Source organism: Bradyrhizobium archetypum (assembly GCF_013114835.1).
Taxonomy (GTDB): Bacteria; Pseudomonadota; Alphaproteobacteria; order Rhizobiales; family Xanthobacteraceae; genus Bradyrhizobium; species Bradyrhizobium archetypum.
This window is the reverse complement of the sequence record NZ_JAAVLW010000009.1, coordinates 208733-229406: the sequence shown is the minus strand read 5'-3', so window position 1 is coordinate 229406 and position 20674 is coordinate 208733. Positions and strand designations below refer to the sequence as shown.

Sequence of the window (20674 nt, the reverse complement as noted above, 5' to 3'; positions counted from 1 at the left end):
GGCTGGGCGGCAAGATGACGGATCACATCAGACTGGTTCGTCATGCCTGAGCAAACGAACTCCTCAGGCGGCGTGCTGCGTGGCTGCGCCGCTGGCGACCTCGGCAAATCCCTGACGCCACGACGGATGCGCCGGCTGCCAACCCAACTCGCGCTTCGCCTTGGCATTGGAGCCTGCCCGCACCTCGGTCATCATCGAAACCACGTGCTCGCCGGCGAACAGCCGGCCAAGCCAAGCCGGCACGCGAATCGGCGGCCTGGCTCCGAGCAGCGTGGCCAGAGCAGGCAGCCACTCGCTGACCGGCGCCGGTTCATCATCGACGATGTTGTAGATTTCGCCGGGCCTGCCGCGTTCGATGGCAGCGACGGCCGCGGACGCCGCATCCTCCACGTGGATGAACGACCACCGTCCGCCACCGCCGCCGATCAGCGGCACCCGACGGTGGCGTACCTGATCGATCATCGGCCGTGAGAGCATGCCGGTGTCCGGGCCATAGAACGCTCCATATCGCAAAACGATCCCCTCCGGGTTCGCCGAGCCGGCAACCGTGCCCTCCAGATATTGAATCGCTTCCAGCGTGCGGCGCAGCTCCTCCGGCGGATCGACATCGAGCGGATCGGCTTCGGTCTTGACCGGTTCGCCGCTGCGATCATAGGTCCAGCCGCAGTAGCTCTGGGCGATCAAGCGCTTCACGCCGGCCTCGCGCGCAGCGGCCAGTAGATAGTCGGTGCCACGTGTGCGAAGCTGATTGGTGGTTGCGAAGGCGCGATCGAAATGGCGAAGGTCGGTCATGCCCGCCAGATCGGTCATTTGATGGATGACGATATCGGGCTTTGCGGAACCCACCGCCGCCTCGACGGCTACGGGATCCAGGCCATCGGCAATGGCGGGCTCCGCGCCCATCCGCTTGATGGCCTCGGCCTTGCCGGCCCTGCGCGTCATTGCGACGACCGAGTGACCTGCCGTGATCAGCGCGGCAACGAGCGGACGGCCGACGGCGCCAGTGGCGCCTGCAACAAAGATCCGCATCTCAAATCCTCCTGTTGCTGCCCCACACTGAATGGCCGGCAGTTAGTCGGAGCAAATGTGAATTCAAGCGCGAATGTGGCGGGCGTTTTCAATCTGGACTTGTTCCGGAACGGCCCAGCGGCGTTGCGCGTATCGGCACAAAAAAGGCGCGCCAGGGGCGCGCCTTCGAAACATCGTTTTGCGACTAACGACCTAACGTACCGTCACCGGTGCAGGCAGCGGCGGCACGACCGTCTGCTGCGTGCCGGGAACAGGCGCCAATTGCGCCTGTGCCGGTCCGGAAGCTACAGCAGCAGCCGGACCAGCCGCGGGCGCCGGGGCGGCCGACGCGCTTGCGGTGTTGGCGGGCGGCGGGCCACCGGGCAGCACCACCACGCGGGTGCCGACCTTGGCGCGCTCGAACAGGTCGGAGACGTCCTCGTTCAGCATGCCGATGCAGCCCGAGGAGACGAACTTGCCGATCGTCGAGGGCTGATTGGTGCCGTGAATGCGGTAGATGGTCGAACCGAGATACATGGCGCGCGCGCCGAGCGGATTTCCGGGGCCGCCGGCCATGAAGCGCGGCAGATAAGGCTGGCGCTCGATCATCTCGGTCGGCGGATGCCAATCCGGCCACTCGGCCTTGCGGCTGATCTTCTGCACGCCATTCCAGGTGAAGCCATCGCGCCCGACGCGGACGCCGTAGCGGATCGCGCGGCCGCCACCGAGCACGTAATAGAGATGGGTATTGGCGGTATCGACGACGATGGTGCCGGCGGGCTCCTTGGTCGCGAACGACACTTCCTGGCGACGCAGGTGCGGCGGAAGCTGCGCAGGGCCCACTTCCGGCTGCTCTTCCGGCGGCAGCGCAGCGAGCTGCACCGGCTTGCCGTCAGCGCCGACGGCGGGTTGCTGCGGCTGCGCACCGCTGGCACCCGGCGCAGCGCCGATCGCTCCGGGCGGACGCAGACCAGCGCGGTCGTCGTTCGGATAGACGATGCCGGCGCCGGGAATGCGGCTATCGCCGCGATCCGAATAGACCTGTGGCTGCGATCCTGGCGGACGGTCGGCATAGATCACCGGTGGCGGACCGGCCGGACGACCGTAGCGTGGATCGTCGGGCGACAGGATCGGGCCGGTGGGCGCCGCGGCGGTGGCCGGGCGGCCATAGCGCGGATCGTCGGGAGAAAGGATCGGGCCCGTGGGCATCGGCGCGCCACGGTCCGAATAAACCGGCGCCTGCGCGGGGCGGCCATAACGGGGATCAGAGGGCGACAGCACGGGACCGGGCGGCGGCAACGCGGCCGTAGCAGGCGCGTTCGGCGTGTCGTCATCATCCAATGCGTCAAAATCAGGCTCGCCGGGTCCGCGGCGATCGTCGGCCGGATAGCCGCCCTGGACATACGGGCCTGGTGCCGTCGAATAAACCGGGCCAGCGGCTGACGGATAGCCCTGCGCATGGGCGAGCGAAGTTCCCGCCATGCCAGCGGCAATGGCGGCACAAATCGTCAGAATGCGGTTGTTCATCATCGCCTTATGTATAGACCCCAAGCCCCACCGGACGGTTAACGGCAGATGACGGAAGATAGCGGCGCATTCAAGACAAATCCGCGAAATTCGGCCCGGGCCGGTCATTTGTGATGGATCATCGGGCTGCGGCAAAGATGTCTCAGCGCGCTGGAAATCGCCGTTTGCGCGTGATGAGCGACGTCAAACCGCAGATTTTGTAACAAAAAACCCCGCTGCGTTGAGATACTCTCGAATCGGCCTGATTCGCACGCGCCCGCCCCGCGATTTCCGGCCCGCATAGTGGTCACCGCGTTCCCCTGGCAATCAATGACCCTCCAGAGAATCAAGGAGGGCGGAACCCGAGTCCATGCTTCCCGGCTTTCGTTTTCTGTTCGCCGCCATCGTGCTGTCGATGTCGATCCTAATTTTTGGTCTTGGCGCTGCCGCGCTGTTGCGCGCCGCACATGAGGAATTTGCCAATCTTCCCTCCCGACGGGCGGCGCCCGAGCCGATGTTTGCCCGCCAGAGCGATGACCCGCCGCCAACCCTGGCGCTGCTTCGCATCGATCCGCCGGTCGCGGAGAAACCGGCCGACAATGTCCTACCCGCCGTCGTTCCGGAAGCAGCCTGGGAGACCCCGGTCCAGGCTGCGCCGATTCCGGACGTCAGTTCGGACGAGCCCGAGAAACTGGCCGCCGCGAGGCCGTCAGAGCCGGTGCCGGCCGAAGCCGCCAGGCCCGAAACCCCGCCGAAGGAGGCGACGGCCGAGACGCTGGTTGCACGGCCCGCCCCGGCTGCATTCGAAGCGCCGGCTGCCAATGCGGAGGTGAAGCTCGCCGCGATCGCGGAAACGCCGCAACCCGCTGCCGTTCCGCCAGCGCCGGACCCAGCAGCGGATATCTATTCGTTCGAAGATAATCCGGCCGCGAGCCGGATCGCGACGCTCGGCGGTCCCGCTGTGATCGTCGATGAAAAGACCGCGGCCAAAACCATGGAAGCCAAGCCGGACCGCAGCGCCATCAGGAAGCGAGCCGCGGAGCGCGCCCGGGAACGGCGGCGGGTTGCGGCGCAACGCGCGCAGCTGGCCCGAGAGGCGGCGTTGGCACAACAGCAGCTACAGGCCAACCCGTTCGCGCAATTACAGGCTCCCCGCGCAACGCGGTAGGCGCATCCATCTGGATCAAGCCGGGCCGGTCGCGACGGGCGGGCCATCGGCTGCGCCCCACTCCGTCCATGAGCCGTCATACAGCGCCGGGTTCTCGACACCGAGGCGGTACAGCGCCAGGGTCAGCACGGCGGCGCTGACGCCGGAGCCGCAGCTCGTCACGATCGGCGCGTCGAGCTTCACGCCGGCGCCTGCGAACGCAGCCCGCAATTCCTCGAGCGATTTCATCGTGCCGGTCGCAGCGTCGAACAGGTTGTTGTAGGGCAGGCTGAGGCTGCCCGGGATGTGACCGGAGCGAAGGCCCGGCCGCGGCTCGGCCACCTTGCCCTGATAGCGCTCGTTGGCGCGCGCATCGATCACCTGCTCGGCGCGGCTTGCGAGATTTGCAACGAGCTGTTGCATGCTGCGCACGCGCCGCGCATCGAACGTCGCATTGAACAGCTTGGGTTTCGGCGTCACCTCGCCCTTCTCGACCTTGCGGCCCTCCGCGACCCATTTCTTCAGGCCGCCATTGAGGATGCGCACCTCCTTGCCGAACGACAGGAACATCCACCACACCCGCGGCGCCGCAACCCAGCCGCCGGAATCATAGACCACGACGGTGTCGTCATTGCCGATCCCGAGCGCGCCGACGTCGCGGCCGAATTGCTCGGCGGATGGGAACATATGCGGCAGCGGATTGGAATGATCGGATACCGCATCGACGTCGAAGAACACCGCGCCCGGAATGTGGGAAGCGAGATAGTCATCCTGCGGCAGCGGCAATACGCCGGGCATCTTGAACGAGGCGTCGACGATCCTGAGGTTGCGATCGTTCAGGTGCGCGGCGAGCCATTCGGTGGAAACGAGCGGGTCGGTGGTGGCGGGCATAGTGCGAAATCCTTGCTGTCATTCCGGGGCACGCGAAGCGTGAACTGTGGTGCGCGCTTGCGCACCTGAGAATTTCGAGATTTCGGGTCTGGTCCTTCGGATCATCCCGGAATGACGCGGAGAAATTCAAGTCTTCTTCTTCGGCTCCCACTTCTCGATCGGGCCGCCGGCGTCGCGCCAGGCGGCGAAACCACCGCCCATATGCGCGACCGGCTTCAGCCCCATGTCCTGCGCGGTCTTGGCCGCGAGCGCCGACCGCAAGCCGCCGGCGCAGTGGAAGATGAACTTCTTGTCCTCCTGGAATATCGGCTTGGCATAGGGGCTGTGCGGATCGATCCAGAATTCCAGCATCCCGCGTGTGCAGGCGAAGGCGCCGGGGATCCTGCCCTCACGCTCGATTTCGCGGGGATCGCGGATATCGACGATCACGACGCCCGGATCCTGCGCGGCCTTGATGGCCTCAGTGGCGCTGACGGTCTCGATTTCGGCATTGGCCTCGTCGAGCAGGGATTTGATCCCGCGGTGGATGGTCTGGGGCATTGATTTGCGCCTTTCATCTTCTTGCCGTCATTTTGGGGCGCGCGCAGCGCGAACCCGGAATCTAGAGGTTACTTCATTCGATCAAGATTCCGGGTTCGCTTCGCGCCCCGGAATGACGGTGATTACCGCACCAATTCCTTCATTGCGGCTTCAAGCCCTTCGATCGTGATCGGATACATCCGATCAGAAAACAGCCGCCGGATGATCGTGGTGGATTCCGAATAGTCCCAGTGCTTCTGCGCCACCGGATTGAGCCACACGGTGTGCGGATAGGTGTGCGTGATGCGCTCCAGCCAGACCGCGCCGGCTTCCTCATTGACGTGCTCGACCGAGCCGCCCGGCACCATGATCTCGTACGGCGACATCGAGGCATCGCCGACGAACACCACCTTGTAGTCGTGCGGATATTTATGCAGCACGTCCCAGGTCGGCGTGCGGTCGGTGAAGCGGCGCTTGTTCTGCTTCCACACGCCTTCATACAGGCAGTTGTGGAAGTAGAAATATTCCATGTGCTTGAATTCGGACTTCGCCGCCGAGAACAATTCCTCGACCTGCTCGATATGCGAATCCATCGAGCCGCCGATGTCGAAGAACACCAGAACCTTCACCGCGTTGCGACGCTCGGGACGCATCACGACGTCGAGATAGCCGTGGTTGGCGGTCTCCCGGATGGTGGTGTCGAGATCGAGCTCATCCGGAGCGCCGGTACGGGCGAATTTGCGCAGGCGGCGCAGCGCAATCTTGATGTTGCGGATGCCGAGTTCGACATTGCCGTCGAGATCCTTGAACTCGCGCTTGTCCCACACCTTCACGGCGCGGTTGTTGCGGTTCTTCTCCTGGCCGATCCGCACGCCTTCCGGATTGTAGCCATAGGCGCCGAACGGCGAGGTGCCGGCCGTGCCGATCCACTTGTTGCCGCCCTGGTGGCGGCCCTTCTGCTCTTCGAGTCGCTTGCGAAGCGTCTCCATGAGCTTGTCCCAGCCCATGGCTTCGATCTGCTTCTTCTCGTCCTCGGTGAGGTATTTCTCCGCGAGCTTCTTCAGCCACTCCTCGGGGATCTCAGCCTTGTCCATGGCGTCCAGAAGGTTCTCCAGCCCCTTGAATACGGTGCCGAAGACGCGGTCGAATTTGTCGAGGTTGCGCTCGTCCTTCACCAATGCGGCGCGGGAGAGATAATAGAAATTCTCCACCGTCTGATCGGCGAGGTCGGCGTCGAGCGCCTCCATCAGCGTCAGATATTCGCGCAGCGTCACCGGGACCTGCGCGTCGCGCAACGATGTAAAGAATTGCAGGAACATGGAATACAGATTGCCCGCCGGATGGCGCGCGTCAAGGGCCAGGCATGGCAAAGGCCAGCGCATAGCTGGCAGGCCTAGACCGGGAGGCTTTTTCAATTACAATTGAGTCGCAAAAGGCTTATTCCGGCAGGGGAAATTCAATGGGGATCATTGCGGCGCTGATCATCGGCGGTATTGCGGGCTGGCTTGCCGGGCTGATCGTGCGCGGGGCAGGTTTCGGACTGATCGGCAATATCGTGGTTGGCATCATCGGCGCGCTGTTGGCGAGCTGGCTGTTGCCGCAACTCGGCGTCCACCTCGGTGGAGGCTGGGTCCGCGACATCATCAACGCCACGATCGGCGCGGTAATCATCCTGGTGATCCTGTCGCTGATCAGACGCTGAGGATAGGGCATCAATTCCAATCGCGACCGCCGGACCGGCGGTCGTTTACTGTTCAGGCCGCGAGCGGCTGACGGACGAACAACAAGGCAAACGGATAGATGAAATTTACCGGCACCAAGGACTATGTCGCCACCGACGACCTCAAGGTCGCCGTCAACGCCTCGATCGTGCTCGAGCGCCCGCTGCTGGTGAAGGGCGAGCCCGGCACCGGCAAGACCGTGCTGGCGGAAGAAGTCGCCAAGGCGCTCGGTGCGCCGCTTCTGACCTGGCACATCAAGTCGACCACCAAGGCGCAGCAGGGTCTGTATGAATACGACGCGGTGTCGCGCCTGCGCGACAGCCAGCTCGGCGACCCCCGCGTCTCCGACATGTCCAACTACATCAAGCGCGGCAAATTGTGGGAAGCCTTCACTCACGACAAGCGCCCGGTGCTCCTGATCGACGAGATCGACAAGGCCGATATCGAATTTCCAAACGACCTGTTGCTCGAACTCGATCGCATGGAGTTCTTCGTCTACGAGACCGGCGAGAATATCAAGGCGAGCCTGCGCCCGATCGTGATGATCACCTCGAACAACGAGAAGGAACTGCCGGACGCCTTCCTGCGCCGCTGCTTCTTCCACTACATCAAATTCCCCGACGCCGAGACCATGAGCCGGATCGTCGACGTGCACTTCCCCGGCATCAAGAAGCGCCTGGTGGAAGAAGCCTTGCGCATCTTCTTCGAGGTGCGCGAAGTGCCGGGGCTGAAGAAGAAGCCTTCGACCTCGGAGCTGCTCGACTGGCTCAAGCTGCTGCTCAACGAAGACATTACGCCGGAAATGCTCCGGGAGCGCGATCCGCGCAAGCTGATCCCGCCGCTACACGGCGCGCTCTTGAAGAACGAACAGGACGTGCACCTGTTCGAGCGGCTGGCCTTCCTCAGCCGACGCGAAGTGTAGTTCGCTGACGACCTGCGGCGCCAGAACCTAAACGTTCTGGCGTTTCGTTTTTTAAAAGCAACAAATGAAAAAGAACAGGGAAGATGAACGTTCAGGCACAGATCGACAGCACTTCGCCGCGCACCACTGAGCATTTCGACGTCGTGATCGCCGGCGCGGGCATCTCGGGCGTCGGCGCCGCCTATCATCTCACCACGCAATGCCCGGGAACTACGTTCGTGGCGCTGGAGGCGCAGAAGACGTTCGGCGGCACCTGGACCACCCACCGCTATCCCGGCATCCGCTCCGACAGCGACCTGCATACCTTCGGCTACCGCTTCAAGCCGTGGACGTCGGCGCCGATCGCAACCGCCGCCGAGATCCTTAAATACATGGGCGAAGTGATCGAGGAGAACGATCTTGCGCCTCACATCCGCTATCAGCACACCATCACCTCCGCAAAATGGTCGAGCGAGGAAAATCTCTGGACCATCGAAGCCACGCGCACCGACACCGGCGAGCAGCTTCGCTTCACCACCAATTTCTTCTGGATGTGCCAAGGCTATTACCGCCACACCGAGGGCTATACGCCGCAGTGGAAGGACATGGCGAAGTTTGAGGGCCCGATCGTTCATCCGCAGAAATGGCCCGAGGACCTCGACTACAAGGACAAGCGCGTCATCGTGATCGGCTCGGGCGCGACCGCAGCGACCCTGATCCCGGCATTGGCGCCCGATTGCGCCCATGTCACCATGCTGCAGCGTTCGCCGACGTATTTCCGCACCGGGCGGAATGCGATCGAGATCGCCGAAGAGCTGCGCAAACTGCAAATCGACGAGACCTGGATCCACGAAATCACCCGGCGAAAAATTCTGTTCGATCAAGACGCCTTCACCCGCAAGACGTTCAACGAACCTGAAGCGGCCAAGAAGGATTTGCTGTCGGCGGTCGAGGCCTATCTCGGCAAGGATTACGACATCGCGACCCACTTCACGCCGAGATACCGGCCGTGGCGGCAGCGCATCGCCTTCATTCCGGACGGCGACCTGTTCCAGGGCATCAAGTCCGGCAAGGCCTCCGTCGTTACCGACGAGATCGAGAGCTTCACCGAAAAGGGCATCTTGCTGAAGTCCGGCAAGGAGCTGGAGGCCGATATCATCGTCACCGCGACCGGCTTCAACCTCTGCGCCAATGGCGACATCGAATTCGCCATCGACGGCAAGCCGCTCGACTTCGCCGACACCGTGACCTATCGCGGCATGATGTTTACGGGCGTGCCGAACCTCGTCTGGGTGTTCGGCTATTTCCGCGCGAGTTGGACGCTGCGCGTCGACCTCGTCGCCGACTTTGTCTGCCGGCTGCTCAAGCACATGAAAGAGACCGGCGCAAAAAAGGTGACGCCGCAGCTTCGTCCCGAAGACCACAACATGCCGCTATTGCCGTGGATCGACCCGGAGAACTTCAATCCCGGCTACATGATGCGCGGCATGCACCTATTGCCCAAGCGCGGCGACAAGCCGGAATGGCAGCACAATCAGGATTACTGGGCGGAGAAGGACGAATTCCCGGCCATCGATCTGAAGGACAAGGCGTTCGTGTACGGCTAGGTGTGATGCCGCGTGACGGAGATATCCACCCTCAAGCGGATCGCGCCTCGATCACGTTGAAGCGGCCGGCCGGATAGACCTGAGCCAGCCCGAAGCCGCTTTGCTCGAGCAGTTCGCGATATTGCCGCTCGGTGCCGCAACAGCTCGGCGAGGCCCAGCCTGGCCGCCACATAGATCACTGCCGTTACACGGTGCGACTGTATCAGGTCGAACAGCCTGAGGGCCGATCCTTGAGATGTCATCGTGCCTCCTTTCATCGCATTAGTGCGGTTTCCGGATATCGATTGTCCCAGCCGATTCGTTCATTGCCGATCGCTGCACTTCGATCGTCCATCAGGTGACGGCTAAGCAATGCGAGCCAAATGAGCCATTTCACAGAGAATCAGTATACTTTTATGGTATTTTAGCACCGTTACTTCGGCATATTTGCCATAAACAGGCACATAATGTATACATGATGCACTCAGCACATGGAGTGCAGCTATGCCGTCCTCATTCCCGCTCAATGCCTGGTACGCCGCCGCTTGGGATGCCGACATCAAGCACGCGCTGTTTCCGCGCACGATCTGCGGCAAGCATGTCGTGATGTACCGCCAGTCCAATGGGCGTGTGTGTGCGCTGGAGGACGCCTGCTGGCACCGCCTGGTGCCGCTCTCGAAGGGACGGCTCGACGGCGACACCGTCGTCTGCGGCTATCACGGGCTGAAGTTCAACGCGCAGGGCCGCTGCACCTACATGCCCTCGCAGGACACCATCAACCCGTCCGCCTGCGTGCGCTCTTATCCCGTCGTCGAACGCCACCGCTTCATCTGGCTATGGATGGGCGATCCGGCGCTGGCCGATCCGGCGCTGGTGCCGGACATGCATTGGAACGACGATCCGGCCTGGGCCGGCGACGGCAAGACCATCCATGTTAAGTGCGACTATCGCCTGGTGGTCGACAACCTGATGGATCTTACCCACGAGACCTTCGTGCACGGCTCCAGCATCGGCAATGATCATGTCGCCGAAGCCCCGTTCGATGTCACCCATGGCGACAAGACCGTGACGGTGACGCGCTGGATGAAAGGGATCGAGGCGCCACCGTTCTGGGCCGCGCAATTGCAAAAACAAGGGCCGGTCGACCGCTGGCAGATCATCCACTTCCAGGCGCCCGGCACCGTCAATATCGACGTCGGCGTTGCGCCTGCCGGCACCGGCGCGCCGGAAGGCGACCGTTCGCAGGGCGTCAACGGCTTCGTGCTCAACACCATGACGCCGGAGACCGCAACCACCTGCCACTATTTCTGGGCGTTCGTCCGCAACTACCGGATCTCCGAGCAGCGGCTGACCACCGAGATCCGTGAAGGCGTTTCCAACATCTTCCGCGAGGACGAACTGATCCTCGAAGCGCAGCAGCGCGCGATGGACGAGAACCCGGACCGCACCTTCTACAACCTCAACATCGACGCCGGCGCAATGTGGGCGCGGCGCGTGATCGATCGCATGGTCGCGCGCGAGACCGCGCCGCAGGCCATGCAGGCCGCGGAGTAAGAACATGAGCGAGCGCGACGCCGAACGCTCCGTCTCGCAGACCGTGCGCGCGCAGCTCGCATTGCGAGATATGATCCTGTCCGGACGGCTGCGCCCGGGCGAACGCATATCCGAATTGCAGGCAGTCGATATCACCGGCGTGTCGCGGACGCCGGTGCGGCTGGCGCTGGTGCGGCTGGAGGATGAGGGCCTGCTGCAGGCGATCCCCTCCGGCGGCTTCATGGTGAAGGCATTCACCGAGCGCGACATTCTGGATTCGATCGAATTGCGCGGCACGCTGGAGGGCCTTGCCGCCCGCTTCGCCGCCGAGCGGGGCGTCAGTGCGCGCAGCCTCGAGCCGCTCAAGGAATGCCTGGGCGATCTCGACCAACTGGTGCGTCAGGATCCGATCTCGGTCGAGGCGTTTTCGGCTTACGTGACAATGAACGCGCGCTTCCACGCGCTACTCAACGAGCTATCCGCCAGCGCGCCGTTGATCCGTGAAATTGACCGCGTTTCCGCACTGCCATTCGCCTCACCAAGCGCGTTCGTGATGGCGCAGTCGGCGCTGCCGGAGGCGCATCAGATCCTGCTGATCGGGCAGGACCATCACCGCATCGTGGTCGATGCGATCGAGAACCGCGAGGGCGCACGGGCCGAAGCCGTGATGCGCGAGCATTCGCGGCTTGCGGCGCGCAATCTGCGGCTGGCGATCCGCAACCGCACGCATCTCGACCTATTGCCGGCGCTCGCTCTGCTCAAATCGTCAGCCGAATAGGATCGCCCATGCGTTTTGCCGAGCAATGGAGCTGGTGCACTATCGAGACGATCCGCGACGTGACGCCGACGATCCGCGAATTCCGCCTGCGTCCCGAGACCGGCCGTATCGCGCCCTACCCGCCCGGCAGCCATATCACCGTCTCCCTGCTGATCGACGGGCAGCCGGCGCGGCGCTCCTATTCGCTGGTGGAGAACGGCGATGCAGCCACTTATCGGATCGCGGTGCGGCTGGCGCCGGACAGCCGCGGCGGCTCGCGCGGCATGTGGAATTTGCAAGAAGGCGCGCGGGTTGAGGCGACCAATCCGACCTCGCTGCTCGACATCGACTGGAGCCGCAAAAGCTATTGCCTGATCGCCGGCGGCATCGGCATCACGCCGATCGTTAGTATCGCGGCCGCGCTCCGCCGCACGAATATCGACGCTGCCCTGCACTATGCCGTGAAATCGCGCGGCGATGCCGCCTTCCTCGACGAGCTCTCAACGCTGCTCGGCGATCGGCTGAACGTCTACGCCTCCGATGAAGGCGCGCGGCTCCATCTCGAAGCCACCTTCCGCGCCCTGCCGGACGACGCTGTCGCCGTCATTTGCGGGCCGATGCGGATGCTGGAAGCTGCGCGGCGCGCCTGGAACGAGGCAGGTAGAGCGCCCGCCGATCTCCGCTACGAGACCTTCGGCTCCAGCGGGTTGAAACCGACCGCGGAATTCCGCGTGCGGCTGAAGGATATGGACACCGAACTGGTGGTGCCGCAGAACAGCTCGATGCTCGACGCACTGAACGGCGCCGGCTTCGAGGTGATCTCAGACTGCCAGCGCGGCGAATGCGGTGTCTGCGCCGTCGACGTCGTCGCCGTCGAGGGCGAGATCGACCATCGCGACGTGTTCTTCAGCGACCAGCAGAAGCAGGACAACCGCAAGATCTGTCCCTGTGTGTCGCGGGCGATCGGCGTTGTGACAATCGATACGTTGTATCGGGCTGAGGCTGTCTAGCACCTGGATTGGGCGCGGTCGCGCCAGGGCGGGAAGGACGAATGCGAGCTATTGCTCTGACGCCAGGTGGACTATCTGGCGCCCGCCATTCATCGCCTTGAGATTGTTGACGTACTCCTCAGGGCGCTGCCAGCGGTGAGGAACTTTCAATCCCATGAACTCCGCGATGCTGCCGATAAACGCAGTGCAATTGGTTGTTTCGGCGTTCCAGACCGGTGAGCTCGCCTGTAATCTCTTGATGTATGCGAAAACCCTTTTTGCGTCCGGCCCGTTCAAGTAAACCCGGTAACTAGCGGTCAAGTATTGCGGATCAAGATCGCCATAGCTCGCCGTGGTCTCGGACGGCACCCACGTCAAATGACCAAGTATATAAGCCGCGGTGTCTCCCGCAGGGGTAAGGCCTGCGACTTCAACGGCTCGCTCACTTGTCTTCCCGAACCAGACGAAAGCATGTCCCCAGCTCGCCGCCGTCCTGGCTCTGAAATCGACGTAGTACGGGCCCTTTGCCGATCTCGATCCCGCCTTTCGAGTCGATACAGGCGCCGGTTTGGACTCAATGGGCGCCTCACTGGAGGCAAGCGCATTCGCGGCGGCGGTGCGCTTGTGGACCTCCGGTTTCTGGGAAATGAAACGTTCCGAGCGGGCGCGATTGTCCGTCTCGTGTGCAGAAGCTGATTGAATTTTGCACTCGAGCAAGACAGCGAGTGCGAATCCCGCAAGCAAGCACAGCCCTAACCTCTTCGGCCTATTTGCCACGCTTCGCCCTTCAACTGTCGACGATAAAGGTCGGATTCAGCGAGACCTTAGTACCGCACATAGGGCCGCGGCGCGACGGGCGTCTTGCCGACTGGGGTCTTTCCAATTGGGGTCTTGCCAATCGGCATCTTGCCGATTTGGGCCTGCTGATAGACGGGCTGTGCGCGCGGAATGTCGGCAGCGCCAGCGGCAGTCACCACGGCAAGCGTCGCGCCCGCAATAATCACAATTTTCTTCACCGTGCTTTTTCTCCAGGTTAGACGAAACAAGGCAGTAAACCGCTTCGCGTTCCCTCAGACCCGCCATGAGCATGACCGTCGGAATACGTCTACAGTGCGGCAGATCAGACACGTTCGAAGGATAGGTCTACAGTGCGGCATATATGAGACATGCTGGAACCCGAGCCTATTGGATCGATGGTGCCATGGCCGAACGCCACGCCTTATGAGCCCACGCGCCCCTAGAAGAATTCGTCGAGGAACGCCGCCGCTTCGTCCGAGATGCCGGCGATCTTGTTCGTTGCCTGACGATAGAACTTGAAATTGAGCTCGGTGCCGGGCTGGCCGTCATTCCAGTCGGTGAAATGCTTGAGCTCGCTCCGCCCCAGCCGCCGCTTCGCGAGCGCGGTGCGTCTGATGGTGACGCTCACACGTGGTGTTTGCCTGGTGATGCCGCGCTTCCTGGCGATCGCTTTGGCTGAAATGACAATGCCGCGCGCGACAAGGCCCTGCCCGCCCTCGTTCTCGCTCGCAAACACGAAAACCTTGTCGCCTTCGGCGATATGCTTGCCGCCATACATGGTCTTTTGCGCTGACAACGCGAACGTCTTCGGCCGCAGATCGGAAATTTCGGCCTTGATCGCGAACGCCATGCTCCTCGCGCCAATGCTAGGCCGACACCGGGAATCTGACCGCTTCCAGCGCGGTCTTGCCGCGGATCATGTCGGAGGCCTTGTCGGCGATCATCAGCGTCGAAGCGTTGAGATTGGCGGAGATCATGCGCGGCATGATCGAGGCATCGACGACACGAAGGCCCTGCAATCCGTGCACGCGCAACTGATCGTCGACCACGGCCCATTTGGCATCCGCCGGTCCCATGCGGCAGGTGCAGCCGGGATGGAACGTGGTGGTGCCGCGCTCGGTGGCGGCGGCCAAGAATTCGTCATCGCTCTGCACCTTCGGCCCCGGGAAATCCTCATAGGCGTAATAGGGCGCGAGCGGCTTGGACGCGAGCAGCCGGCGCGCCAGCTTCATGCCGGCGACGACGACGCGGCGGTCGATCTCTTCCACCAGATAATTGGTCTGGATAATCGGCGCCGCGAACGGATCGGCCGAGCGGATCCGGACATAGCCGCGGCTCTCCGGGCGCTGCTGCCATGAGGCCACCGTCATGCCGGGCTCGTCCTCGAGCTCGCCCTGCACGCCTTCCTTGTAGCTGGCCGGTGTGAAGGTGAGCTGCAGATCGGAGCTCTCGGTGGTCTCGCCGGAATGCCAGAAGCAATAGACCATGGTCGGCGACAGCGAGAGCAGGCCGCGCCGTGTCGTCGCCCATTTCAAGGCCTCGACCCAAAGGCTCAGGCCGCGCCGCAGTTCGTTGATGGTCCTGATGTTCTTGACGCGCGCAACCGAACGCGGCGCGTAATGATCCTGCAGGCCTTCGCCGACGCCCGGCAGCGCGTGACGGACCTCGATGCCGTGCGATTGCAACAGTTCCGGCGAGCCGACGCCGGACAATTGCAGTACCTGCGGTGAGTTGTAGGCGCCGCCCGAAAGAATGACTTCCTTGTTGGCGCGCACCTCGACCGGCGTGCCGCCCTTGCCACCCCTGAGGTAACGCACACCGATCGCGCGTTTGCCCTCGAAGATGATGTTGGTGACATGTGCATGCGTCCGCACATCGACATTGCCCCGCTTCCGCGCCGGATGCAGGAACGCCTTGGCCGCGCTCATGCGCAACCCATTCTGAATGGTGCGCTGGCAGTAGGACACGCCCTCCTGGGTTTCGGCGTTATAGTCGGGATTGCGCGGAATCCCGAGGCTGACGGCGCCCTCCATGAAGGCCTCGCAGAGCGGATCCTTCCAGTCCATCGTGGTGACGGTGAGACTGCCTTCGCGGCCGCGATAGGTCTCGTCGCACTCGCCGACGCGGCATTCCAGCCGCTTGAAATAGGGCAGCACGTCCGGATAGCCCCAGCCGCGATTGCCTAGCTGCGCCCAGGTGTCGAAATCCTGGCGCTGGCCGCGATTATAGATATGGCCGTTGATCGACGACGAGCCGCCGAGCGTCTTGCCACGCGGCGCGTAGATGCTGCGCCCGCCGGTCCATGGGCCCGGCTCCTGGCTGTAGGCCCAGTTGACGCTCTTCATGTGGAACGTCTTGATGAAGCCGGCCGGCAGATGGATGTAGGGATGCCAGTCCTTGCCGCCCGCTTCGAGCACGCAGATGCGGGTATTGGAATCTTCACTGAGGCGGTTGGCGAGCACGCTGCCCGCAGAGCCCGCGCCGATAATCACGTAATCGAACGTTTCCATCGTCTCTTTTTCTGGCGCGGCTTTACTTACCGCGGCTTGTCGTTGAGTTGATAGGTGAGATGCGCCTTCACCGTCGGCCATTCGCTGGCAATGATGCTGTAAACCACGGTGTCGCGCAATGTGCCGTTCGGCGCGATCTGGTGGCTTCTCAGGATACCATCCTGCTTGGCGCCGAGGCGCTCGATGCCGCGCCGGCTCTGATGGTTGAAGAAATGCGTGCGGAACTCTACCGCAATGCAGTCCAGCTTCTCGAAGGCATGCGTCAGCAGCAGCAATTTGCACTGCGTATTGAGCGCGCTGCGCTGCACGCGCTTGGCGTACCAGGTGGAGCCGATCTCGACGCGGCGGTTGGGTGCGTCGACGTTCATATAGGTCGTCATGCCCGCGACCTTGCCGTCGGCACCGAACACCGTGAACGGCAGCATCGTGCCGGCCGCGAATAGGCCGAGCCGGCGGTCGATCTCCTTTTTCATGTTTTCGGCTGTCGGAATGAACGTGTACCAGAGCTTCCACAACTCGCCGTCCCTCACCGCTTCCACCAGGCCATCGATGTGATCATGCGACAAGGGTTCCAGCCGCGCGCGCTCGCCGCGAAGGGTAACCGGTTCAAGAAAGGCCATTCTCTACTCCGCTCTTTCCACCGTCTTTGCGAGGAGCGACAGCGACGAAGCAATCCATCTATCCCCGTATGGTGGCATGGATTGCTTCGCTTCGCTCGCAATGACGTGGACGGTTCACTTGTTCAAAAAGTTCAGCGGAAGTCCCGGCCGCGCCCAGTCCATCGCGATCAGCTCGCCCTTGCCCGAGAGCGTGATGTACGCCGTCTTCAGCTCTGGTCCACCGAAGGCGATATTGGTGGTGACGCGGTCGCCGGTCGGCACCTGCTCGATCAGCGTGCCGTCGGGCGCGATCACCGAGATGCAGCCGGAGACCAGCGTCGCCACGCAGATATTGCCGTTCGCCTCCACTGCCAGTGAGTCGAACATCTGGTAGCCGCCGAGCCCTGCGATCGGCTTGCCGCGTTCGCCGCGATAAATCACGTCGCGCGGCTTCAGCGTGCCGGGCTCGGAAAGATCGTAGGCCCACAGCCGCGCGGTCGGCGTTTCCGCAATGTAGACGGTATGCTCGTCGGGCGAGAGCCCAATGCCGTTGGCGGGCAGCACGCCATGCACGACCTCGGCGATCTCCTTCATGTCGGGCTTGAGATAATACATACCTCCGACATCCATCTCGCGGGCACGGCGCTTGCCGAGATCGGAGAACCAGAGCCCGCCATGCCTGTCGAACACCAGATCGTTCGGCCCGCGTAAGCCATGCTCGCCGCATTTGTCGACGACGGTCTCGACCTTGCCGCTCTGCAGATCGACGCGCTGGATCGAGCCGCCGAGATAGTCGTCCGGCTGCGGCCCCGGCATGATCATGTTGCGGGTCGGGATCCAGGAAAAGCCGCCATTGTTGCAGATGTACATCTTGCCGTCGGGGCCGAGGGCTGCGCCATTCGGGCCGCCGGGGATTTGCGCGACAATCTCTTTCCGCCCGTCGGGATAAACCCGCGTCAGCCGTTTGCCGCGGATTTCGACTAGCACCACAGAGCCGTCGGGCATCGCCACCGGCCCCTCCGGAAATTCCAGGTCGGTAGCGAGAATGCGGATATCGGCCATGAATCCTCCCGGCTTTTCTTCGGCGCAGGCGGATTTGCAAAACCGATGTCCCCACGCGCAACATTTTCGTTCCGCGCTGTTATGGCAAAGCCGCCATCGCTTGCCAAGCAACCCCGGGCGATTGCTTGGCGCAGGGCAGCATTGCGACAGCGATCATCCGTGGACCGGGATCCATATCTCCAGCCCGCCATTGCCGGTGGCGGGATCGAACTTCTCGTCGTAGCGCTCGAAGCTCGGCGCATCTGCCGCCTTCATGCCTGACGTCGGCAGCCAGTGATTCCAGATCGTGTTGACGGTGCGGCGAATGGCCGAGATGTGCTCTGAGTGGGTGAACACGGCGTATTTCGCTTCGGGAATCCGCACGCGCGAAAACTCGCGCGGCAGGTCCGAAAAGTCGGAAACCTCGACCCCGGCGATGTAATCGAAACCAGAATCGTCGCCGTTGCAGCAGACGCCGTAGGCCACTTTTCCGATCCGGTTCGGGATGTCGTCGACGGTTTGGTGAAACTTCTGCCACTGATTCGGAATGCCGGCGCCGCCGTTTTCGTGCGTGCAGCGCTCACCGATGCCGGCGATCAGCAACGGTTTGGAAGTTTCGAAGCGCGGTGGCTTGAGCGTATCGAGCAAGGTTGAATCCATCATGATGGGCTCCTGAAGCTTGAGTTGATCGAGGCACGTTGCGGCGCGGACTACTTCTGGCGTTGTGCCGAAATGGTCGCGGAACGCGCGGGTGAAAGCTTCGTGAGAACTGTAGTCCGCATCCAGCGCGAGGCCTAGGATGTCGGGCGCACCGGCAGCCAGCGCACGCGCCGCCTTGCTGAGCCTGCGGGCGCGCACGTAGCGCATCACCGAAAGACCGGTTGCCGCGGCAAACGCCCGCACCAGATGAAAGCGCGAGACGCCGGCAATGTTGGCGATCTCGTCGAGCGTCAGCGTCCCGGCGAGATGACTTTCGATGTACCAGAGCGCCTTCTGGGCTGGATTCATGACTGACAGCCTTCATGCGAAGCAACCGCATTATGATCGGTTGCTCCGCGCCTCATTTGACAGTCCTTGCTCTCCAATCCTGCCGCTGACAATGTATCCTTCGGCGTTTTTGGAGGGTAGCCATGCTCATCACGAATGTTCGGGCGCACCACATCCGTATTCCCTATGACGCGGGGGTTGCGAGCTTCAGGCAGGGCGCTTCGTCGATATCAGCACTGGAAATCGTCATGGTCGAGGTTTCGACCGACGCCGGCCTCACCGGCTGGGGCGATGCCTTTGCCTATGTCTGCCCGCGAACCAGTACCACTGCCATCGAGGAAATGATTGCGCCGCAGGCGCAGGGCCAGCAGGTTCCCGACGCGGCCGGCATTCCCGCTTTCATGGAGCAGATCCAACGCAACCTGCATCTGTTCGGCCGCTATGGCATCACGATGTTTGCGATATCGGCGCTCGATATCGCGATGTGGGACCTTGCCGCCAAAGCGAAGGGCGTGCCGTTGCACCGGCTGATCGGCGAGGCCAGACGGACGCGAATTCCGGCTTATGCCAGCCTGCTGCGGATCGGCAAGCCCGAACTGATCGCGCGCGAGTGCGAGACTGCGCTACGACAGGGCTACAAGGCGATCAAATTGCACGAGACCACAACGCCTGCGGTTTTCGCGGCGCGGCAGGCGATCGGTCCCGGCATTCCGCTGATGGTCGACCTGAACTGTCCGCTGAATGGCGAGGATGCGATTGCCTTCGCGCATTCCTGCCGCGACGCTGCGCCGATGTTCCTCGAGGAGCCGGTCTGGCCGCCGGAAGATTTCGCAACGCTGGCCGACGTGCGGACCAAAGGCGGGCTCCATGTGGCGGCCGGCGAGAACGCCTGCACGGTTCATCAGTTCAGGCAGATGATGCAGGCCGGCGCAGTGAGCCATGCACAACCCTCCGTCATCAAGGTCGGCGGCATCACCGAATATCTGAAGGTCACAGCGCTTGCCGACGAGCTTGGCGTCAGGCTTGCGCCGCATTCGCCGTATTTCGGACCGGGCTTCCTGGCGACGCTGCAACTGATGTCGCTGCGCGATGATGCGAGCTTTGTCGAGGTGTTCTCCATGAAGCGTGCCGCATGCCTGTGGCGGGGCCGCATCAATGTCGATGCCAACGGCGATGTCGAGGTGCCGCAGGGGCCCGGGATCGGCTATGAACCGGACACGGCCGTGATGGAGCAATACCGCGTGTCGTGATCACGATCGCCGCTACTTCGCGGCATCCTTTGCCGGCGCGGTATCCTTTGCAGGGGGAGCTGCGTCCTTCGCCGCGGGCGTGGCGGCCTTCTTCGCGTCTTCCGCGGCTTTGCTCTGCGCGGTCTTCAGTTCTTCCACAACCTTCTGCAGGCTGATGACTGCAGCCTTCAGTGCCTCGATCTGGCGGTTGGCGGCATCCATCTTCTGTTGATGGTCGGTGGTGAGCTTGGTGATCGTCTTCTGCAGGAAGTCGACATTGCTCTGCAGGCAGGAGGTGCGCCGCTCCATGGTCTTTTCGACGGTGCATATCTCAATGCCAGGAACGTCTTGCGCGCGAGCAGTTCGAAGGCATGCAGCCGTCAGCAGCGCGAAAGCGACGAAAGTGAGCCTGGCCATCGGAGCAAGCATCAAATCCTCGTTGCAAAGGCATCCAGCGTAGCGGGAACATCTATCACGGCAATTTGCGCGAAGCAGGCTGCCGTCCCCAGAGATACCATACTGATACCTCATTCAAGCGGTGTGCTTCATCCCGTTAACGGTGGATGGATTTAGCCGCGCGCCTCAAACTGACGTTTGCGTGCCGCGGCAGTGGAGATTGATTGTATGGCAACGCGTGAAAAGCGGCTGGCGCAGTTCGACGGAAGCGGGAACCCGCCGCCGGACCTGCCGCTGGAAGTTCTTTGCGAGGATCACAGCGGAACCTATCAACTGCCCTTCGCGTGCCGCTGGATCGATGGTCGATGGCGCAATGACAGGACCGGCGGCATGGTCGAGGCCACCGTGGTCGGGTGGCGGCTGCCGCGCTCCAGCGCGATCTGACGATCGCAAGCACAACGGATTGCTCTCGCATTGTGCCAGAATGCGACGGGAACGCGCGCAATGTTAAGGTTCGGAACGCCGGCGGAACGAACCGCGCCCGAATCAGTGATTT

23 protein-coding genes are annotated in these 20674 nt (G+C 62.8%); 9 read left to right on the top strand and 14 right to left on the bottom strand.

Annotation, left to right across the window (positions count from 1 at the left end; translation table 11 throughout):
• Positions 1–63: 63 nt before the first annotated feature.
• The gene (locus HCN50_RS27825) at positions 64–1029 is read right to left on the bottom strand and encodes an NAD-dependent epimerase/dehydratase family protein (protein WP_171713085.1); all 966 of its coding nucleotides are present in this window, start codon (positions 1027–1029) and stop codon (positions 64–66) included.
• A gap of 192 nt (positions 1030–1221) precedes the next feature.
• Complete coding sequence (locus HCN50_RS27820) at positions 1222–2538, bottom strand: L,D-transpeptidase (protein WP_171713084.1); 1317 nt, start codon at positions 2536–2538, stop codon at positions 1222–1224.
• Positions 2539–2884: 346 nt separating this feature from the next.
• Here HCN50_RS27820 and HCN50_RS27815 point away from each other — a divergent pair, with 346 nt between their 5' ends.
• Complete coding sequence (locus HCN50_RS27815) at positions 2885–3682, top strand: hypothetical protein (protein ID WP_171713083.1); 798 nt, start codon at positions 2885–2887, stop codon at positions 3680–3682.
• 15 nt (positions 3683–3697) lie between these two features.
• On the opposite strand, the gene sseA is transcribed toward HCN50_RS27815, so the two are convergent.
• The 3 genes from sseA to HCN50_RS27800 form a co-directional block, all read right to left on the bottom strand.
• Complete coding sequence (gene sseA / locus HCN50_RS27810; RefSeq protein WP_171713082.1) at positions 3698–4552, bottom strand: 3-mercaptopyruvate sulfurtransferase; 855 nt, start codon at positions 4550–4552, stop codon at positions 3698–3700.
• Between the two features lie 126 nt (positions 4553–4678).
• A complete protein-coding gene (locus tag HCN50_RS27805; protein WP_171713081.1) occupies positions 4679–5092 on the bottom strand; it encodes a rhodanese-like domain-containing protein in 414 nt (137 codons plus the stop codon).
• A gap of 122 nt (positions 5093–5214) precedes the next feature.
• Positions 5215–6390, bottom strand: a complete 1176-nt coding sequence (locus tag HCN50_RS27800; protein WP_171713080.1) for a vWA domain-containing protein — start codon at positions 6388–6390, stop codon at positions 5215–5217.
• 140 nt (positions 6391–6530) lie between these two features.
• Here HCN50_RS27800 and HCN50_RS27795 point away from each other — a divergent pair, with 140 nt between their 5' ends.
• From HCN50_RS27795 to HCN50_RS27785, 3 genes are all read left to right on the top strand, one after another.
• Positions 6531–6773, top strand: coding sequence for a GlsB/YeaQ/YmgE family stress response membrane protein (locus tag HCN50_RS27795; protein WP_171713079.1), 243 nt, complete (start codon positions 6531–6533; stop codon positions 6771–6773).
• A gap of 98 nt (positions 6774–6871) precedes the next feature.
• The gene (locus HCN50_RS27790) at positions 6872–7714 is read left to right on the top strand and encodes an AAA family ATPase (RefSeq protein ID WP_171713078.1); all 843 of its coding nucleotides are present in this window, start codon (positions 6872–6874) and stop codon (positions 7712–7714) included.
• An 83-nt stretch (positions 7715–7797) separates the two neighbouring features.
• Entirely contained in the window at positions 7798–9300 is a 1503-nt protein-coding gene (locus HCN50_RS27785; protein ID WP_171713077.1) for a flavin-containing monooxygenase, read from the top strand.
• A gap of 31 nt (positions 9301–9331) precedes the next feature.
• On the opposite strand, the gene HCN50_RS27780 is transcribed toward HCN50_RS27785, so the two are convergent.
• Positions 9332–9472, bottom strand: coding sequence for a hypothetical protein (locus tag HCN50_RS27780; RefSeq protein ID WP_171713076.1), 141 nt, complete (start codon positions 9470–9472; stop codon positions 9332–9334).
• 311 nt (positions 9473–9783) lie between these two features.
• On the opposite strand from HCN50_RS27780, the gene HCN50_RS27775 reads away from it, so the two are divergent.
• The 3 genes from HCN50_RS27775 to HCN50_RS27765 are packed head-to-tail and all read left to right on the top strand — an operon-like array spanning position 9784 to position 12579.
• Complete coding sequence (locus HCN50_RS27775; RefSeq protein WP_171713075.1) at positions 9784–10833, top strand: aromatic ring-hydroxylating dioxygenase subunit alpha; 1050 nt, start codon at positions 9784–9786, stop codon at positions 10831–10833.
• Positions 10834–10837: 4 nt separating this feature from the next.
• Positions 10838–11590, top strand: a complete 753-nt coding sequence (locus HCN50_RS27770; protein WP_171713074.1) for a GntR family transcriptional regulator — start codon at positions 10838–10840, stop codon at positions 11588–11590.
• An 8-nt stretch (positions 11591–11598) separates the two neighbouring features.
• A complete protein-coding gene (locus tag HCN50_RS27765) occupies positions 11599–12579 on the top strand; it encodes a PDR/VanB family oxidoreductase (protein WP_171713073.1) in 981 nt (326 codons plus the stop codon).
• A 48-nt stretch (positions 12580–12627) separates the two neighbouring features.
• Here HCN50_RS27765 and HCN50_RS27760 read toward each other — a convergent pair whose 3' ends face one another.
• The 7 genes from HCN50_RS27760 to HCN50_RS27730 form a co-directional block, all read right to left on the bottom strand.
• Positions 12628–13335, bottom strand: a complete 708-nt coding sequence (locus tag HCN50_RS27760; protein WP_171713072.1) for a hypothetical protein — start codon at positions 13333–13335, stop codon at positions 12628–12630.
• 47 nt (positions 13336–13382) lie between these two features.
• On the bottom strand, positions 13383–13574 hold the full coding sequence (locus HCN50_RS27755; RefSeq protein WP_171713071.1) for a hypothetical protein: 192 nt from the start codon (positions 13572–13574) through the stop codon (positions 13383–13385).
• A gap of 221 nt (positions 13575–13795) precedes the next feature.
• Positions 13796–14206, bottom strand: coding sequence for a hypothetical protein (locus HCN50_RS27750; RefSeq protein ID WP_171713070.1), 411 nt, complete (start codon positions 14204–14206; stop codon positions 13796–13798).
• A gap of 16 nt (positions 14207–14222) precedes the next feature.
• On the bottom strand, positions 14223–15866 hold the full coding sequence (locus tag HCN50_RS27745) for a GMC family oxidoreductase (RefSeq protein ID WP_171713069.1): 1644 nt from the start codon (positions 15864–15866) through the stop codon (positions 14223–14225).
• A 26-nt stretch (positions 15867–15892) separates the two neighbouring features.
• Entirely contained in the window at positions 15893–16486 is a 594-nt protein-coding gene (locus HCN50_RS27740; RefSeq protein WP_171713068.1) for a GNAT family N-acetyltransferase, read from the bottom strand.
• 114 nt (positions 16487–16600) lie between these two features.
• Entirely contained in the window at positions 16601–17527 is a 927-nt protein-coding gene (locus tag HCN50_RS27735; protein ID WP_171713067.1) for an SMP-30/gluconolactonase/LRE family protein, read from the bottom strand.
• Between the two features lie 153 nt (positions 17528–17680).
• Entirely contained in the window at positions 17681–18514 is an 834-nt protein-coding gene (locus HCN50_RS27730; protein WP_171713066.1) for an AraC family transcriptional regulator, read from the bottom strand.
• 122 nt (positions 18515–18636) lie between these two features.
• Here HCN50_RS27730 and HCN50_RS27725 point away from each other — a divergent pair, with 122 nt between their 5' ends.
• The gene (locus HCN50_RS27725; protein WP_171713065.1) at positions 18637–19743 is read left to right on the top strand and encodes a mandelate racemase/muconate lactonizing enzyme family protein; all 1107 of its coding nucleotides are present in this window, start codon (positions 18637–18639) and stop codon (positions 19741–19743) included.
• A 12-nt stretch (positions 19744–19755) separates the two neighbouring features.
• On the opposite strand, the gene HCN50_RS27720 is transcribed toward HCN50_RS27725, so the two are convergent.
• A complete protein-coding gene (locus tag HCN50_RS27720; protein ID WP_171713131.1) occupies positions 19756–20139 on the bottom strand; it encodes a hypothetical protein in 384 nt (127 codons plus the stop codon).
• Positions 20140–20346: 207 nt separating this feature from the next.
• Between HCN50_RS27720 and HCN50_RS27715 the strand changes: the two genes are divergently transcribed.
• Positions 20347–20562: a hypothetical protein gene (locus HCN50_RS27715; RefSeq protein ID WP_171713064.1), complete on the top strand. Its 216-nt coding sequence runs from the start codon at positions 20347–20349 to the stop codon at positions 20560–20562.
• Positions 20563–20674 lie beyond the last annotated feature (112 nt).

Excerpts from the sequence above, each read along its gene's own strand:
- HCN50_RS27825 (WP_171713085.1), bottom strand. The coding sequence starts at position 1,029 with ATGCGGATCTTTGTTGCAGGCGCCACTGGCGCCGTCGGCCGTCCGCTC.
- HCN50_RS27820 (WP_171713084.1), bottom strand. The coding sequence starts at position 2,538 with ATGATGAACAACCGCATTCTGACGATTTGTGCCGCCATTGCCGCTGGC.
- HCN50_RS27815 (WP_171713083.1), top strand. The coding sequence starts at position 2,885 with ATGCTTCCCGGCTTTCGTTTTCTGTTCGCCGCCATCGTGCTGTCGATG.
- sseA (WP_171713082.1), bottom strand. The coding sequence starts at position 4,552 with ATGCCCGCCACCACCGACCCGCTCGTTTCCACCGAATGGCTCGCCGCG.
- HCN50_RS27805 (WP_171713081.1), bottom strand. The coding sequence starts at position 5,092 with ATGCCCCAGACCATCCACCGCGGGATCAAATCCCTGCTCGACGAGGCC.
- HCN50_RS27800 (WP_171713080.1), bottom strand. The coding sequence starts at position 6,390 with ATGTTCCTGCAATTCTTTACATCGTTGCGCGACGCGCAGGTCCCGGTG.
- HCN50_RS27795 (WP_171713079.1), top strand. The coding sequence starts at position 6,531 with ATGGGGATCATTGCGGCGCTGATCATCGGCGGTATTGCGGGCTGGCTT.
- HCN50_RS27790 (WP_171713078.1), top strand. The coding sequence starts at position 6,872 with ATGAAATTTACCGGCACCAAGGACTATGTCGCCACCGACGACCTCAAG.
- HCN50_RS27785 (WP_171713077.1), top strand. The coding sequence starts at position 7,798 with ATGAACGTTCAGGCACAGATCGACAGCACTTCGCCGCGCACCACTGAG.
- HCN50_RS27780 (WP_171713076.1), bottom strand. The coding sequence starts at position 9,472 with ATGTGGCGGCCAGGCTGGGCCTCGCCGAGCTGTTGCGGCACCGAGCGG.
- HCN50_RS27775 (WP_171713075.1), top strand. The coding sequence starts at position 9,784 with ATGCCGTCCTCATTCCCGCTCAATGCCTGGTACGCCGCCGCTTGGGAT.
- HCN50_RS27770 (WP_171713074.1), top strand. The coding sequence starts at position 10,838 with ATGAGCGAGCGCGACGCCGAACGCTCCGTCTCGCAGACCGTGCGCGCG.
- HCN50_RS27765 (WP_171713073.1), top strand. The coding sequence starts at position 11,599 with ATGCGTTTTGCCGAGCAATGGAGCTGGTGCACTATCGAGACGATCCGC.
- HCN50_RS27750 (WP_171713070.1), bottom strand. The coding sequence starts at position 14,206 with ATGGCGTTCGCGATCAAGGCCGAAATTTCCGATCTGCGGCCGAAGACG.
- HCN50_RS27745 (WP_171713069.1), bottom strand. The coding sequence starts at position 15,866 with ATGGAAACGTTCGATTACGTGATTATCGGCGCGGGCTCTGCGGGCAGC.
- HCN50_RS27740 (WP_171713068.1), bottom strand. The coding sequence starts at position 16,486 with ATGGCCTTTCTTGAACCGGTTACCCTTCGCGGCGAGCGCGCGCGGCTG.
- HCN50_RS27735 (WP_171713067.1), bottom strand. The coding sequence starts at position 17,527 with ATGGCCGATATCCGCATTCTCGCTACCGACCTGGAATTTCCGGAGGGG.
- HCN50_RS27730 (WP_171713066.1), bottom strand. The coding sequence starts at position 18,514 with ATGAATCCAGCCCAGAAGGCGCTCTGGTACATCGAAAGTCATCTCGCC.
- HCN50_RS27725 (WP_171713065.1), top strand. The coding sequence starts at position 18,637 with ATGCTCATCACGAATGTTCGGGCGCACCACATCCGTATTCCCTATGAC.
- HCN50_RS27720 (WP_171713131.1), bottom strand. The coding sequence starts at position 20,139 with ATGGCCAGGCTCACTTTCGTCGCTTTCGCGCTGCTGACGGCTGCATGC.
- HCN50_RS27715 (WP_171713064.1), top strand. The coding sequence starts at position 20,347 with ATGGCAACGCGTGAAAAGCGGCTGGCGCAGTTCGACGGAAGCGGGAAC.